This window comes from Actinoallomurus iriomotensis (assembly GCF_030269445.1).
Taxonomy (GTDB): Bacteria; Actinomycetota; Actinomycetes; order Streptosporangiales; family Streptosporangiaceae; genus Actinoallomurus; species Actinoallomurus iriomotensis.
Genome location: NZ_BSTJ01000001.1, coordinates 578,043 through 593,265 on the forward strand (window position 1 = coordinate 578,043; position 15,223 = coordinate 593,265).

A 15,223-nucleotide genomic window follows, 5' to 3' on the forward strand; every position below is an offset into this window, starting at 1 on the left:
CGTTCACCGGAGGAACGCTCCCAGCTCGCGGTTGAGCTGCTCGGGCCGCTCGGTCGGCGTGGAGTGGTGTGACACGCCGGACAGGACCGCGCCGACGACGTGGGGCATGAGCTCCCGTGCGTTCGCCGACACCTTGTGGACGTCGTGCGTCCGGCTCTTCTCGGCCAGCAGCAGCAGCGTCGGGACGGTCGAGGCGCGCAGCCGGTCCGGGGCCGGCCGGCGCGGCATGACGATCTTCGCGCCCGGGAACCCAGAGCCGAGGGACGTCAGCCTCAGCCAGGCCGGATCGACGCGCATGCCGGCGGTCTCCCACGTGATGAGGGCGCGCACCCGTTCGGGGCTCGGCCGGACGAAGATCGGCACGGCGTGCAGCCGGTAGCTCATCGTCAGGCCGGCGAAGCAGTTGGTCGGTTCGAGCAGCGCGAGCCTGCGTACCCGCCGCGGCGCGTGCAGGGCGTAATTGAGCGCGAGCCAGCCGCCGTACGAGTGGCCGCAGAGGGACACGCCGTCGAGGTCCAACGCGTCGAACAGTTCGTCGAGCCAGTCCATGAACCCGGCCAGGTTGCCGACCGGGCGGCCGTCGTTCACGCTACGGCCGGCGTCCCCGATGGTGTCCACCGCGTACACGCGATGGGTGCGGCTCAGCTCGCCCACACTGGCGAACCACACGCTGGACGTGGCGCCGCCGCCGTGCAGCAGGACCAGGGGCCGGCCGTCGCGCGGTCCGCAGACGCGGACGTGGGTCGTGCCGAACCGCCCCGGCACGTCGACGGGCTCCGAGGTGACCGGCCACTGGGCCAGGACGGCGTCGTACGCGGCGAAGTACTCGGCGCGTCCTCGCCACGATGTTCCTTCACCGGCCATTCGGTCGCCTCCGCTCGTCCGGTCGAACGTACTCCGAGCGCAGGAAGCCGAGAAGGTGGTCGTTGACCTCGCGGGGGCGTTCCTGCTGGGTCCAGTGGCCGCAGCCCGGCATGATGACGACGTCGCGCAGGCCCGGCACGTTGGCGCGCATCTCGTTGAGGGAGCCGAAGACATAGGCGGAGTCGAGTTCGCCGGTGACGTACAGCGTGGGCTGGGCGACCTTCAGCGTGCCGACCTGCGGCAGGTCCGACCAGTCGAAGTCGAAGGCGCGGTAGCGCCGGATCGCCCCGTCGAACCCGGTGCGTCCGAACTCCCGCGCGTACCGGCCGAACTCACGGTCGGTCAGCCAGTCGCACCAGCGCGACGGTACGCCCGGGTCGGGCAGCGGGTCGAGGTAGCCGGCCCCCTCGGGGGTGTCGATCAGCCATCGCCGTACGAGGCCGGGCGGGGCCTGACCCGACAGCGCGAACATCGTCATGCGCAGCGTACGGGCCGCGTCCGCGTCGAGTTCGGTCTCGGCCACGCCGGGCCGCTGGAAGTACAGGACGACGTTGAACTTCCCGGGGTTGTTCTGCCGGATGAACTGAGTGAGGGGCATCGGCAGCCGGGCCGCGTACGGCACACCCAGCGCGACGACCGCGGGAAAGCGTTCGGGGTGGAGCTGGGCGCCGGCCCAGGCGAAGGTCGCGCCCTGGTCGTGGCCGACGACGGCCGCGGCCGCGATGCCGAGCGCGTCGAGCAGGCCGGTCAGGTCCGCGAGGTTCTCGCGGAGGCTGTAGGCGCCGGCCGGGGCATCGGTGTGGCCGTAGCCCCGCAGGTCGGGGGCTACGGCGTGGAAGCCGGCGGCGGCCAGGGCGGGAAGTTGATGGCGCCAGGAGTACCAGAACTCGGGAAAGCCGTGCAGGAGCAGAACGGCCGGTCCGCGGCCCGCCTCGGCGACGTGCATGTCGATGCCGTTCGTCCGGACGATCCGGTGCCGGATCACGTCGCGCCGGGACGCCGCCGCTGCGACCGGCCCGGTGATACCGGCGGCCATCAGCCCGGTGGTGCCGGAGGTCTTCAGGAAGCTCCGGCGGTCGAGGAACTCGGGCATCGCTCACTCCAGCCGATCGTCGCGTCAACAGGTCCGTTCGCCTGTCGATGTTCGCCCGGTGAAGTCCTCCGGATCGTCTGCCCAGCGCGGTATTCGCCACTACCGCGCTCGGCGCAGGACCGCCGGGACGCCGGGCCCCGAGGCCCGGCGTCCGCGAACGGCCTCCTCAGCGGTGGGTGAACACCGGCACCCACGCGCCGAGCTTGTCGGAGCGGTGGTAGCCCGTGAGCGGCGTGATCTTGCCCTGGAGGGTCACCAGGAGGAGCCGGTTGTTGAACTCCCCCTTCCCGGTGCACTTCTTCACGGCGCAGCCGATCGCGAACAGCCGCCCGTCATCGGCCCAGGCCCTGGCCTGCTCGATCGGCAGGTTCGTGACCTTCTTGCCGGTCGTGACGTTCGTGATGGTGACGGCGGGGCCCGGAGGCGGCCCGAACTTCGCCTGGAGGGTGCCGTTCGGGGAGAGCCCGGCGTCCTCCATCGCGTCGGCCTCGTGCGCCGGCGCGGGCCGGGGCGATCCGTTCAGGTCGTAGAAGACCTTCGCGGGGTCCGTCTCGGTCGGGGCCCAGACCAGGGTGCCGCTCCGGCTCCAGCCGAGGTCCTGGCGGCTGCCGGGGGCACCCGGGTAGGGAGGCAACGCGTGGAAGGCGCCGTGCCCCGTCGTGCTGTCGACGACGGCGAAGCCGGTCCGCGAGCCTTGGGGGGACCCGGGGCCGCCGGTGGGAGGGGCCATCACGTCGGGGTCCTTGGCGTACGCGGTGAGCACGAGCCGTCGCCCGTCCGGTGCCCACGCGACACCGCCGACCTTGTGCCCGACCGAGATCCAGCGGGTGACCTTCCGCGTTGCCATGTCGAGGACGCCGATCCGCGGAGCCGGCAACGGGCCCTCGATCACCGCCGCCTGATGCATGCCGGGCGCGACGTCGAGGTACGCCCACGGCGTCTTCTCATACGTTCCGGAGCCCGGGTCGTACAGGTACCACGTGCGCCGGATGCCGCCGGACTCCCCCCGGTGCGCCGTGTAGTACGCGGCGACGGCGGTGTGCCCGGCCGCGACGAGGTGGCGCGGGAACGTACTGCCGAGATCGGTGCGCAGCGACGTGTCCGAGGACAGGGTCACCGGGGCGATCGTGCGTACCGTCGGCTTCGGGGCCGACCGGTGCGTGACCGTCACGCCGACTCCCGCTCCCACAAGGAGTGCCGCCGCGCCGGCCGCGAGGGAGTACCCCAGCGGCCGCCGGAGCCGCCGCGGCGCCCGCTCGGCGGCGAGGACCCGGTCGGTCAGGCCGGCCGGTACGCGGGCCTGGGCGGACAGGTGCGCACAGGCGTTCTTGATCTGTGTCTCGGTGTTCACCGTACGACCTCCTTGATACCGCGTGCGTCGCCGAGTTCGGGTGCCAGCTCGCGCAGCCGGGCGAGCGAGCGGTGAGTGGTGCTGCGCACCGTGCCGACGCTGCAGCCGAGCAGGCGCGCGACCTCCTTCTCGGGCAGGTCCTCGAAGAACCGCAGGACGAGCACGGCCCGCTGCCTGGGCGTGATCCGGGTCAGGGCATCGCCGACGACGACCCGCAGATCCAGCGCGGGCGTGTCGTCGTGGCGTGCCTCATCCGGGGGGACGGCGACGTGGGTCTCGCGCCGCCGCCATCGGCTCTGCCAGAAGTCGGCCTGCTGCCGGTACATCACCTGACGCACGTACGCCTCGGGGCTCCTCACGCCCGCCCACCGCGTCACCGTCTTGCTGAGGGCCGTCTGCAGCAGGTCCTCGGCCGCGTGCTGATCACCTCCGGTCAGGAGATACGCCAGGCGCATCAGCGCGACCGACCTCTCCTCCATGAACTCACGGAACTGCCGCTCTGTCGCGGGGTCCATCGCTACCTCCGAATCGCTTTCACCCCTGAGACCCCGGGAGGTGGCCGCCACTATGCCTCGAAGGATCCGCCTTTTCGCCACGGCCGCCCGTACGGCGAACGGCGCCCGGCCTCGTCGATACGGGCCGGGCGCCGTCCTCGCCGGTCAGGGAGCGGGTGTCAGCCGCGCTCCGGGGGTTCGGAGTGCGTCGGGGCGGCGATGCGGTTCCAGGCGTTGATCATCGCCACCTGTCCCACCAGGTGCGCGACCTCCTCCGGCTTGAAGGCCGCCGTGACGGCGTTCCAGGTCTCGTCCGACACACCGCTGGGCAGTTCCGTCGCCGCCTCCGCGTACGCCAGGGCCGCGCGTTCGGCCTCGGAGTACAGCTTCGACTCCCGCCACGCGGTCAGCTGGAACACCCGGTCCTGGGTCTCGCCGATCTCCAGCGCCTCGTGGACGTGCATGTCGATGCAGAACAGGCAGCCGTTCATCTGCGAGGCGCGGATCTTGACGAGTTCGCGCACCTTCGGGTCCAGCGGCCCCTTGCGGATGGCCGTCTCGGTGTGGATGAACGCCCGGTAGAGCTCCGGTGCGACGTCGGGAACGCTGTACGTGTCATGGGTCCTCCTGCGTCGGAGGGAGTGACCACTGTGGCGTGCCCCTTGATTCCCTCGCTTCGCTCGGTCATGGGTCTTCCCTTCTCGATCGTTCGCCAGGGAGACGAGACAGCCGGGTCCGGTGTGACGATCTACGCCGCGGAAATTCTCACGTGGGCGAGTTTGTCCGGGTTGAGCTGCCGATGCAGCGCCAGGATCCGGCCGTCCTCCGCGATGTCGTACGTGTCGACGCAGAAGAGCACGCCCGCGCGGTACAGGCCCAGTGCCGGCTCGCCGCCGACCTCCAGCGGCACGACGGTCGCCGGCGCGTGCCGCCGCCCCGTGCGCAGCATGACCATCGCCACCCGCTCCCCGCCGACGATCAGGCGGCGCGCCGCCGTCACCCGGCCGCCGCCGTCCGTGACGTACACCGCCTCCGGATGCAGCAGCGCGACCAGCCCGTCCAGGTCACCGGACTCGTACGCCGCGCGGAACGCCGCCAGCACCCGCGCCCGCTCGGCGCCGTCGGCGCGCGGCTGCCCCTTCGCCTCCGCGATCCGCCGCCGGGCACGGGAGGCGAGCTGCCGCCCGGCGGCCGGGGTCGTGTCGAGCACCTCGGCGATCCGGTCGTGCGGCACCTCGAACACGTCGTGCAGCACGAACGCGACGCGCTCGGCGGGAGTCAGGCGTTCCATCACCAGCAGCATCGCCGTGCTCACCGATTCGTCGACGAGCACCGGCTCCGAGGCGTCCGGGCCGGTCACGAGCGGTTCGGGCAGCCACGGTCCGACGTAGGTCTCCCGCCGTACCCGCGCCGACCTGAGGATGTCGTACGCCCGGCGCGCGGCCACGGTGACGAGCCACGCCCGCAGGTCGCGCACGCCGGACAGGTCGGCGGACGCGGCCCGCAGCCAGACGTCCTGCTCGACGTCCTCGGCGTCGCCGACCGTACCGAGGAGCCGGTACGCCACCCCGAAGACCGCCGGTCGATGCTCGGCCCAGACCTCCTCCTTCACGCCTTCGACGCTACAGCCCGGTCGTTCCGGGCCTGAATCAGCGTCAGCCGGTTCTTCTAGCAACCGGCACGGGAGGTCGCTTCACTGTCCCTTGTCATTGAGCCACCCGCACACCCAGTAGCGGTCGTCGGAGTCCCGTTCGATGATCCATTGGTTGTCGACGCGCCCGGCGGTCCTCCCGGTGTCGGGGTCCTGCTGGGTGAGGGTGGCCTCGACGCTGAGTTCGTCCGCGCCCGTCGGGATGGTGTACGGCTTCATCTTCCATCGGGCGACGTAATAGCCGTTGAGGGCGAACCCGAGCAGGCCGGAGCGCAGCCGTGGGCAGGTCGCCGCTCGCAGCTGCGTCATGTCGTGGTCGGCGAGGCCGTCCATGTACTTCTTGAACACCCGGTTGATGGCGTCGGCGCTCATCGAGGTGGGCGCCGGAGTGGCCGGGTAGGTGGTGGCAGGGGCCGATGGTGTGTACTGCGGGGCCGGCGAGGCCGGCGTGGTGGCGGTACCGGAGTCGCCCGGCTCGGAGTTCGGCCCCGTCGCGCCGCGCTTGGAGTCCGGCCACAGCGACACCACGACCCCGAGGGCGATGACGACCGCGACGACCGCCACGGCCACCCCGACGTACAGGAGAGGGTTCGTCGGCCGGGTGCCGACGGGACCGGTCGCCCGCAGCGTCGGCGGCAATGGCATCGCGAATGGACCCGGCGGCGGCGCGGGCGAGGACGCCGATGCCGGCGGGGGCGGTGGAGGGGCGACCCGTGTCGGCAATGGTTCGGCGTCGCGGCCGAGTTCGGTGAGAAGCCGGTGGGCGTCGTCGGCGTTCAGCCGCCGCGCCGGGTCCTTGTCGAGGAGCCCCGCGAGGACGGCCGTGAGCGGTCCGGCGTGGACGAACGGGTGCGGGTCCTCGGTGGCGATGGCGACGAAGATCCCGCCGGTGTTGGCCCCGCCGAACGGCACCCGCCCTTCCACGGCCGCGTACAGGGTGGCTCCGAGCGACCACAGGTCGGTTTCGGGGGTGGCGTCCTGCCCTCGAACCTGTTCGGGGGCCATGAACGCCGGTGTCCCGAGGATCGCTCCGGACCGGGTGAGGGTGCTGTCGCCTTCGAGGGCGGCGATGCCGAAGTCGGTGAGGACGACCCGCTCCCCCTCCAGCAGGACGTTGGCGGGTTTGACGTCCCGGTGGACCACACCGGCGGCGTGCGCGGCTCGTAGTGCCGTCAGCATCTTCGTCCCCAGAGCGGCCACGGCGCCGACGTCCAGCCGCTGGTGTTCGCGGAGGAGGTCCTGGAGGGATCCGCCTTCGACGTACTCCATGACGATCCACGGCCGGCCGCCGACGGTGAGCCGGTCGTGGACGGTGACGATCCCGGGGTGTTTGAGCCGCGCGGCGGCCCGGGCCTCCCGTTCCAGGCGCGCGTAGAAGGTGGCCCGTTCGCCCTCGTCGACGCCGTCGGGGAGCCGCAGCTCCTTGATCGCGACGGTTCGGTCGAGGTCGGCGTCCCAGGCCCGCCACACGACGCCCATCCCGCCGCGGCCGATGACGTCGAGCAGCCGGTACCGCCCCGCCAGGAACTCGTCAGGGTCGGTGCGCATGCGGGGATCGTACTGACCGGCCGACCTCAAAAGAACGTTTTCGTCTATAAAGTGGCGGGGACCACCGGCGTCAGCCGGGGCTCCTCACGCAGGTAGCTGAGCGACGAGATCGCCGAAAGATCAAGTCGCCAGGTCCGACAGGGGCACGTCCGGGTCGGCGAGGCGGGCCTTGTCGACGGGCTCGCCGGAGCGGATGAGCGCCTGGATGTCGCCGGTGACGTCCCAGACGTTGACGTTCATCCCGCCGACGACGCGGCCGCCGGACAGCCAGAAGGCGATGAACTCCAGGTCGTCGGAGTCGCCCGAGACGTACGCGGACGGGTCCTTGCCGCGGTACACCACCTCGTCGTAGTCGCCGGCCCAGTCGCCCGAGGCCTCCATGCCGAGCTCGAACTGGTCGGTGTAGAAGTAGGGCACCTGGTCGAAGGCGACGTCGTGGCCGAGCATAGAGCGGGCCGCCGCGGGACCGCCGTTCAGGGCGTTCGCCCAGTGCTCGACGCGGATGCGGCGGCCGAGCAGCGGGTGCTGGGCGTTCGCGACGTCGCCGGCGGCGAAGATGTCCGGGTCCGAGGTGCGCAGCGCCGCGTCGACCAGCACGCCGTTGTCCACCTCCAGCCCCGCCTCCTCGGCGAGCGCGGTGTTCGGCACCGCGCCGATGCCGACGATCACGACGTCGGCGGGCAGCTCGACCCCGGAGTTGGTGAGGACCGACGTCTCGGTGATCTCCGCGACGCCGTCGCCGAGGGTGAACTCCACCCCCTGCCGCCGGTGCACGGCGCCGAACACCTGGCCGAGCTCCGGGCCGAGCACGCGGTGCAGCGGCGTGGCCTCCGGCTCGACCACGTGGACGTCGTTGCCGTACCCGCGCGCGGCGGCCGCCGCCTCCAGGCCGATCCAGCCCGCGCCGACCACGACGACCCGCCGGTCACCGGAGATCAGCGCGGCCCGCAGCCGCTCGGAGTCGTCGGCGGAACGGATGTGGTGCACGTGGTCCTGCCGGGCGCCGGGCACGTCGAGCCGGCGCGGTGAGGCGCCGGTGGTGAGCAGCAGCCGGGTGTAGCCGATCCGCTCCCCGCCCGCGAGCCGTACCTCGTGGTTCGCCCGGTCGATGGCGGTCACCGCCTCACCGAGGCGCAGCTCGACGCGGTTGTCGCCGTACCAGGACTCCTCGTGCACGTACGCCTGGTCGAGGGGGTCGTTGCCGGTGAGGAAGCCCTTGGTGAGCGGAGGCCGCTCGTACGGCCGGCGCTTCTCTTCGCCGATCAGCACGATCCGTCCGGCGAATCCCTCCTCGCGCAGCTTCTCCGCCGCCTTCGCCCCGGCCAGACTCGCTCCGGCGATGACAAAGGTCTCCTCGGGCATGCGATGCACCTCCACGTCAGGTCACGGTGACTCCAAGTATCTCCGGCGTGGATCACCGGATCAGTGGTTTCGGCCGAGGATCTCGTGGTGCCAGGCCGACGCGGCGGTGTCGGTGAGGGAGGCGACCTGGTCGACGATGGCGCGGAGCCGGCCGGCGTCGTCCGTGGCGGCCGCGTGGAAGTCGCGGAACACCGGGGCCAGCCGGTGCGGGGCGTCCGCCGACAGCGCCTCGACCAGCTCGGCGATCATCTCGCGCTGACCCTCCTGGGTCCTCGCGTGGCTCTCGCGGCGCATCACGTAGTGCGCCGCGACGCCCTTCAGCAGCGCGCATTCCAGGCGCTGCTCGCGCGGCACGATGAGGTCGGCCGCGTACCGGGTCAGCGGCCCCTCTCCGTACGCGGCGTGCGTGGCGTCCTCGGCCGCACGGCAGAAGCGGCCGATCAGTTCGCTCGTGAGGTTCTTCAGCGCGGCCAGCGTGCGCAGCGTGCCGTCGAAGCGCGGCGGCCAGTACGGCTCGGCCAGCAGCACGGCGAAGCGTTCCTCCAGCTCGTCCGGTGACGCGTCGCAGTACAGCGAGGCCGTCAGCGCGCACACCGCGCGGCGTTCGGCCGGGTCGGCCAGCGCGTCGAGGCGTACGTGGCCCGCGTGCAGGCCGTCCTCCAGGTCGTGCACGGAGTAGGCCACGTCGTCGGACCAGTCCATGACCTGGGCCTCGAAGCAGAGCCGCTCCCCCGGCGCGTGGTCACGCACCCAGGCGAACACCGGCCGGTCGTCCTCGTACACCCCGTACTTGCGGTCGCCCTCCCGGCGCGTCCACGGGTACTTCATGGCGGCGTCCAGGGCGGCGCGGGTCAGGTTGAGGCCGGCGCTGCCGCCGTCGGCGGCGAACGACTTGGCCTCCAGGCGGGTGAGCAGCCGCAGGCTCTGCGCGTTGCCCTCGAACCCGCCGCACGCCGCGGCGACCTGGTCCAGCACCGCCTCGCCGTTGTGCCCGAACGGCGGGTGCCCCAGGTCGTGGGACAGGCAGGCGACCTCGGTCAGGTCCGGGTCGCAGCCGAACGCCTTGCCCAGCTCGCGCCCGATCTGTGCGCATTCGAGCGAATGGGTGAGACGGGTGCGCGGGCTGTAGTGGTCGGAGCGGTCGCTCGCGGCGAGCTCGACCACCTGCGTCTTGGCCGCGAGCCGGCGCAGCGCGGCGCTGTGCAGCACGCGGGCGCGGTCGCGTTCGAACGGGGTGCGCTCGCGCCGCTTCGGCGGCTCGTCCGCCCAGCGCTCCCGGTCGCGTTCCGTATAACGACTCATGAGAACCCCGAGCGTACGTGCACGGGCGGCCCGCTCAGCGGCGAAGCGGCCCGGGGCACGCCGGCCGGCGTTGTGGGCGGAGCACAAAGTCACCGACCGTGGTCTTGTGGCGCCCGAGCGTGGTGCCCACGGTGACGCTCCGCCTACATTGGCCGCGTGATCATTGATTCGCTGGTGGAGCGGGCGATCCGCCGTGAGGCGCCCAGCCGCGCCGAGGCCCTCGCCGTCCTGTCCGATGAGCACGAACTCCTCGATGTGGTGGCGGCGGCCGGGCGGGTGCGGCGTCACTTCTTCGGTCATCGGGTCAAGCTCAACACGATCATCAACATGAAGAGCGGCCTGTGCCCGGAGGACTGCTCGTACTGCTCACAGCGGCTCGGCTCGGCCTCGGACATCCTGAAGTACTCCTGGATCGGCGCGGACGAGGTGGTCGAGGCCGCCGACCGCGCGGTACGGGCGGGGGCGAAGCGGGTGTGCCTCGTGGCGAGCGGGCGGGGGCCCGGCGACCGGGACATCGCCAGGGTGGTGGAGCGCGTCGAGGCGATCAGGGACCGGCGGCCGGAGGTCGAGATCTGCGTGTGCCTCGGGCTGTTGCGCGACGGCCAGGCGGCGCGCCTGCGCGAGGCGGGCGCGCACGCCTACAGCCACAACCTCAACACCAGCGAGGAGAACTACGGGCGGATCTGCACGACGCACACGTTCACGGACCGGGTCGAGACCGTACGGCAGGCCATGGCCGAGGGACTGTCGCCGTGCTCGGGGGCGATCTTCGGAATGGGCGAGTCGGACGAGGACGTCGTCGACCTGGCCGTCCGCCTGCGCGAGCTGGACCCCGACTCGGTGCCGGTCAACTTCCTGATCCCGTTCGAGGGCACGCCGATGGGCGGGCGCTGGGAGCTCACTCCCGAACGGTGCCTGCGGATCCTGGCCCTGTTCCGGTTCTTCTTCCCCGACGTGGAGGTGCGCCTCGCCGGCGGCCGGGAGATCCACCTGCGCGGCATGCAGTCGCTCGCGCTGCACCTGGCGAACGCCATCTTCCTCGGCGACTACCTGACCAGCGAGGGCCAGCCGGGCGAGGACGACCGGCAGCTGATCGTGGACGCCGGGTTCACCATCGAGGGCCTGGACGAGCAGACCCTGCCCGCCGCGCGGCACGACCTGGTCGCGCTGCGCCGACGCGGCGCCGGCACCGACCTGCCCTCCAACGCCTGACCGATGGCCGGGCCGACCGTGCTCGCGCGGCGACGGCCTGGGCGCCCGGCTGCTCGACTGGGCCCGTGAGCTGGTCGCGGGCCACGGACGCCGCTGGCTACGGCTGGACTGCGGCGCTGACAACACCGCCCTGCGGGCGTTCTACGAACGCCTCGGCTTCCGGCACCTGGACGACGTCGAGGTCACCGTGCCGGGCGCGGGTACGGCGTCCGGGCCGTGGCGCGCCAGCCTCTATCAGCGCCGCGCCGAGCCACCGGAGCGCCGGACCGTTTAAAGTCCTGCTGTCCCCGTCGGCGACTTCCCCCCGAGGCCAGCACATGATCACGACTTTCCGCGCGGCGGTGGCCGTCGTCCTTCTGGCGGGTTTCTACGTCCTCGTCACCGCGATCACGGCCGGCATCGCGGTCCTCGACTACTACGCCGTCCGGTACGGGCACGCGGGCGGTTTCAAGGTCGCGGCCTTCGCCACGATCGGCGGCCTGGCGATGCTGCGCGGCGTCTTCGTCGTCGGCCGCCGGCAGGACGCCGACCAGCCCGGCGTCGCGGTGAGCCCGCAGGACGAGCCCGAGTTGTGGCGCACCGTCACCGAACTCGCCACGCGGGTCCGGACGCGGGTGCCGGACGAGATCCGTCTCGTCCCGGACGTCAACGCCGCCGTCAGCGAGGACGCCCGCCTGCTCGGGCTGATCCGCGGGCGGCGCCACATGTACGTCGGCGTCCCGTTGATGCTGACGCTCGGCGCCGACGAGCTGCGCGCGGTCCTCTGTCACGAGCTCGGCCACTACAGCGGCTCGCACACGCGCCTCGGCGGCATCACCTACCGGGGCCGTACGTCGCTGATCCGCACGATCCAGCGGCTCGATGGACACGCGATCATCCGGACGTTCTTCACCGTGTACGCGACGATCTACCTGCGGGTCTCCCAGGCGGTCTCCCGCCGGCAGGAGCTGGAGGCGGACGCCTCGGCCGTCACGGTCGCGGGCCGGCGGGCGATGGGCGACGCGTTGCGGAAGGTACGCGCGGCGGCGGCCGCCTGGGAGTTCTACGTCGGCAACCACCTGCGCATGATCGGTCCCGCGCAGGCGCGCCCGGCCGACCTGTTCGCGGGCTTCTACTCGCTGTTCCACGAGCCGAGCATGGGCGGTGAGCTGGCCAAGGTGGTGAACGCCCCGGAGGAGCGCTCGCCGTACGACTCGCATCCGAGCCTGGCCGAGCGTCTCGCCGCGATCGGCCGGCTGCCCGAGCCGTCCGTACGGCCCGACCCGCGGCCGGCGCTGGCGTTGCTCGCCGATCCGCAGCGGGCCGCGATGGCCACGCAGGCGTCGATGTTGACTCCGGAGGCGCTGCGGCTGCCGGTCCTCGAATGGCCGCAGATCGTGGAGCGCGGGCTGTGGAGCGCCTCCAACGCCGAGTCGCTGAAGGACGTGTTCGAGGCGGTCGGCGCGATGACGAACACCCCGCAGCCGACCGTGGACACGGTCCTGCGGGTGCTGGCGGGCGGCGGCGCCGGCGACCTGGGCGCGCGCCTGCGGAGGGCTGGCTGGCGGGGTGACGACACGGCCGAGCTGGTGTCGCGCGTGGTGGCCCGGGCCTTCGAGGGCCTGTTGATCCAGGCGGGCCGTGCCCGTTATGTCTTCTCCTGGTCCGACGTGGCGAAGCTCCGCGACTCGAATGGGAACGAAATTGACCTTTCCGGCATCGTGCGGCCGGCGGTCGACGACCCCGGGCAGGTCAATGCCCTCCACGCCAGCCTGACCGGCCTCGGAATCACGGCCGACGCCCACCCTTAGTGCAAAATGCACGTCTTCTGGCGTATCGGCGCCTCTCCCCGCAGGTCTCTTGGTTGGATGTCCGCGAAAAAGCCGGATATGCGTACGGGAGCTTTGGGTGAAACGCGGAGCGATGCTGGTGCCGCTCGTACTGACGGCCGTACTGACGGCCTGCGGTTCGGGCTCGTCGGGCGGCGCCAAGAGCAGTGAGAACAGCGGCGGCGGGCCGCCCAAGGGCGGCTGGCCGCAGCCGGTGAACGGGCAGCTCACTCCGCAGATGTGCGGGCTGCTCACCGACGCGGACTACGCGAAGTACGGCCATGCGCGGCTGCCGGTCATCTCCCAGAAGCGCCTCGACAACGCGCCCAACGCCATCGACTGCCTCTACACGACCTCCGACGAACTGGACATCGGTCTCCAGCCGACCGCGGAGGCCGCCAAGACGCAGTTCGCCGCGGGCCTGAAGGACCACAAGGAGCGGCTCACCGAGGACCACCGTCCCACCGTCCTGGCCACGAACGTCGTCCAGGGCGCCGACGAGAGCTGGTTCGACTACTGGACGCTCGGCACGGCCAACTCACAGTTCAAGGAGTACGAGATCAGTGTGCGCCGAGGCTCACTGGTCGTCGGCATCGTCCTCAGCGGGCTCAAGGGCAAGAACGAGAAGGACCCGCGTACGGTGCTGACCGGCCTCGCCGGGCTGGTGCTCCAGCGGATCCCGAACGTCGGCCGGGCCGACACGGGAAAGACGCACAAGGCCGAGTTCGCGGTGGCCGGCGCGGGCCGGGCCAGGCAGATCGTCTTCAACGACCCCACGTCCGGCGAGGTGACGACCCTGAAGAACGTCAAGCTGCCGTGGCACGTCGAGAAGCCGCTGATCAACTACGGCCAGGCTCAGATCATGCTCAACCTCAACGCGGTGAGCGGCGCGCCCATGGCGGCCATCGGCTGCAACATCTCGGTCGACGGCAAGACGGTGGTCCAGGAGGATCCGAAGATCGGCGGGTTCGCCAACTGCTCGCAGCCGTTCACCCCGCCCAAGTGAGCAGAAAATAGTTCGCCTTCGCTGTGCACCGATCGACCGCCTCTCGCGTCCTTTGTAGGCGTTTGCCGAAACAAGAGGGGAACTTGTTGATGAGGCGGGGTCTTCCGGCGGTGCTCACGCTGGTGTTCGTGCTGGCCGGATGCCGGCTGACGGGCGGCGCCGACGAGGCCGGGCCGCCGGCGGGCGGCTGGCCGCAACCGGCCGGCAACCGGGTCACCACGCAGATGTGCGGGCTGCTGACCAAGGCGGACTACGCGAAGCTCGGTCACGTACGGCGGCCGAGCATGTCGAGCACGGTGAACGACCGCACCAACACGCTCGACTGCTCATACCAGTCCGTCGACGCGATGTCGCTCACCCTGAGGCCGACCGCCGAGGCGGCCCGGTCGTACTTCGCGGCCGACCTCGCGGACCACAAGCAACAGCTGGCCTCCGGCCACCGCGCCTCGGTGCTCGCCAAGGACGTCGTGGCGCTGGCGGACGACAGCTGGTTCGACAACTGGACGGCGGGCACCGCCGAGCAGGGCGCCCACGAGATCCGCGTACGCCGCGGCGCGCTCGTGCTGAGCATCACCCTCAATGGGAAACGGGGCAAGAAGGAGGGCGACCCCCGCAGCGTCCTGACGAACCTCGCCGACCTCGTCCTGCGCCGTCTCCCCCACGCCGGCGCGAAGGACACCGGCACGAACCACAAGGTGCAGTACGAGGTGATCGGCCTGGGCCGGGCGACCTCGATCTGGTGGGAGGACTTCACCGGCGTGGACAGCGGCGGCTCGGTGGAGAACACCCGCATGCCGTGGATCCGCACCGTGTCGATGGCGACGTCTCCGGGAACCACGCCGGACGAGGCCGTGGTGCATGTCCAGACGACCTCGACGACGACCAAGATCGGCTGCCTCATCCTCGTCGACGGCGAGCCGGTCGCCGCGGAACGTCCCCAGACGGGCGGCGCCGTGGAGTGCAGGGGCCAGATCCCCGTGGACGACTCCGGCTCGGGCGCCCAGCCCGCCGCGTACCGGCCCGCTGCCTGACCGTCGCCGCGCCGAGCCGTTCCGGGACGGGTCCCGGAACGGCTCGTCTACGGTGCCGACCGCTGGACCAGATGGCGGAGGGCGCGGCGCATGACATTCACAGCGGTCATCGTGCGCCGACTGCACGACACGGGTCGAAGCGGCTACTTCTTCTACCTGAGCGCCCTTCCGTTCGACGTCATCGTGCTGATCGTCTTCTACTGCCTGCCCGGCGAGGCCGGCGACAACAGGTACGGCCCGCCGCCGGCGCCGCTCACCGGATCGGCCGTCACGCGCGGCATGACCGCGCGGCAGGTCACTCGCCTGCTGGGACACCCTCATGAGAGGACGGCGGCGACAGCACCCCGCTACGCGCGGCGGGCGACGCACGGGCGCCTTCCGGAACGCGGTTACTGGCACTATCCAGGCCTGCCGGATGAGGACCGGGAGACGATGCTCACCTTCGAGCGGGGACGCGTCATCGATATCACCGTCGCGTGACCGGGACCGGTCCCCGGAGAT

Annotated in this window: 14 protein-coding genes and 1 pseudogene; 6 read left to right on the forward strand and 9 right to left on the reverse strand. The window is 71.6% G+C overall.

The genetic code is table 11. The features are described 5' to 3' along the window. Positions 1-3: 3 nt before the first annotated feature. The 9 genes from QSK37_RS02675 to QSK37_RS02715 form a co-directional block, all read right to left on the reverse strand. Positions 4-864 carry an alpha/beta fold hydrolase gene (locus QSK37_RS02675; RefSeq protein WP_285617255.1) on the reverse strand — a complete coding sequence of 287 codons (861 nt, stop codon included), beginning with the start codon at positions 862-864 and terminating at the stop codon, positions 4-6. Next, positions 854-1,957 (reverse strand): alpha/beta fold hydrolase, encoded by a 1,104-nt coding sequence (locus QSK37_RS02680; RefSeq protein ID WP_285617256.1) that lies wholly within the window; start codon positions 1,955-1,957, stop codon positions 854-856. Before QSK37_RS02680 ends, QSK37_RS02675 begins: the two co-directional genes overlap by 11 nt. Before the next feature lie 166 nt (positions 1,958-2,123). Continuing rightward, positions 2,124-3,308 (reverse strand): hypothetical protein, encoded by a 1,185-nt coding sequence (locus QSK37_RS02685; protein ID WP_285617258.1) that lies wholly within the window; start codon positions 3,306-3,308, stop codon positions 2,124-2,126. Beyond that, positions 3,305-3,823 (reverse strand): SigE family RNA polymerase sigma factor, encoded by a 519-nt coding sequence (locus QSK37_RS02690; protein WP_285617259.1) that lies wholly within the window; start codon positions 3,821-3,823, stop codon positions 3,305-3,307. The genes QSK37_RS02685 and QSK37_RS02690 overlap by 4 nt, the downstream gene beginning before the upstream one ends. 158 nt (positions 3,824-3,981) lie before the next feature. After that, positions 3,982-4,653 (reverse strand): carboxymuconolactone decarboxylase family protein, encoded by a 672-nt coding sequence (locus QSK37_RS02695; protein ID WP_349497949.1) that lies wholly within the window; start codon positions 4,651-4,653, stop codon positions 3,982-3,984. Continuing rightward, positions 4,551-5,414: an RNA polymerase sigma factor SigJ gene (gene sigJ / locus QSK37_RS02700; RefSeq protein WP_285617261.1), complete on the reverse strand. Its 864-nt coding sequence runs from the start codon at positions 5,412-5,414 to the stop codon at positions 4,551-4,553. Before sigJ ends, QSK37_RS02695 begins: the two co-directional genes overlap by 103 nt. Before the next feature lie 81 nt (positions 5,415-5,495). Then, on the reverse strand, positions 5,496-7,001 hold the full coding sequence (locus tag QSK37_RS02705; protein ID WP_285617262.1) for a serine/threonine-protein kinase: 1,506 nt from the start codon (positions 6,999-7,001) through the stop codon (positions 5,496-5,498). A 120-nt stretch (positions 7,002-7,121) separates the two neighbouring features. Then, the gene (locus QSK37_RS02710; RefSeq protein ID WP_285617263.1) at positions 7,122-8,363 is read right to left on the reverse strand and encodes an NAD(P)/FAD-dependent oxidoreductase; all 1,242 of its coding nucleotides are present in this window, start codon (positions 8,361-8,363) and stop codon (positions 7,122-7,124) included. A gap of 60 nt (positions 8,364-8,423) precedes the next feature. Then, positions 8,424-9,665, reverse strand: coding sequence for a deoxyguanosinetriphosphate triphosphohydrolase (locus tag QSK37_RS02715; protein WP_285617265.1), 1,242 nt, complete (start codon positions 9,663-9,665; stop codon positions 8,424-8,426). 156 nt (positions 9,666-9,821) lie between these two features. On the opposite strand from QSK37_RS02715, the gene bioB reads away from it, so the two are divergent. The 6 genes and pseudogenes from bioB (at position 9,822) to QSK37_RS02745 (ending at position 15,202) form a co-directional block, all read left to right on the forward strand. Then, on the forward strand, positions 9,822-10,877 hold the full coding sequence (bioB, locus tag QSK37_RS02720; protein ID WP_285617267.1) for a biotin synthase BioB: 1,056 nt from the start codon (positions 9,822-9,824) through the stop codon (positions 10,875-10,877). A gap of 28 nt (positions 10,878-10,905) precedes the next feature. Further along, positions 10,906-11,151, forward strand: a pseudogene (locus QSK37_RS02725) (GNAT family N-acetyltransferase); the annotation flags it as partial. Between the two features lie 43 nt (positions 11,152-11,194). Continuing rightward, positions 11,195-12,667 carry a M48 family metallopeptidase gene (locus QSK37_RS02730; RefSeq protein WP_285617269.1) on the forward strand — a complete coding sequence of 491 codons (1,473 nt, stop codon included), beginning with the start codon at positions 11,195-11,197 and terminating at the stop codon, positions 12,665-12,667. 97 nt (positions 12,668-12,764) lie between these two features. Then, positions 12,765-13,691: a hypothetical protein gene (locus QSK37_RS02735; RefSeq protein WP_285617271.1), complete on the forward strand. Its 927-nt coding sequence runs from the start codon at positions 12,765-12,767 to the stop codon at positions 13,689-13,691. A gap of 89 nt (positions 13,692-13,780) precedes the next feature. Next, on the forward strand, positions 13,781-14,722 hold the full coding sequence (locus QSK37_RS02740; RefSeq protein WP_285617272.1) for a hypothetical protein: 942 nt from the start codon (positions 13,781-13,783) through the stop codon (positions 14,720-14,722). Between the two features lie 90 nt (positions 14,723-14,812). After that, positions 14,813-15,202 (forward strand): DUF805 domain-containing protein, encoded by a 390-nt coding sequence (locus QSK37_RS02745; protein ID WP_285617274.1) that lies wholly within the window; start codon positions 14,813-14,815, stop codon positions 15,200-15,202. Positions 15,203-15,223 lie beyond the last annotated feature (21 nt).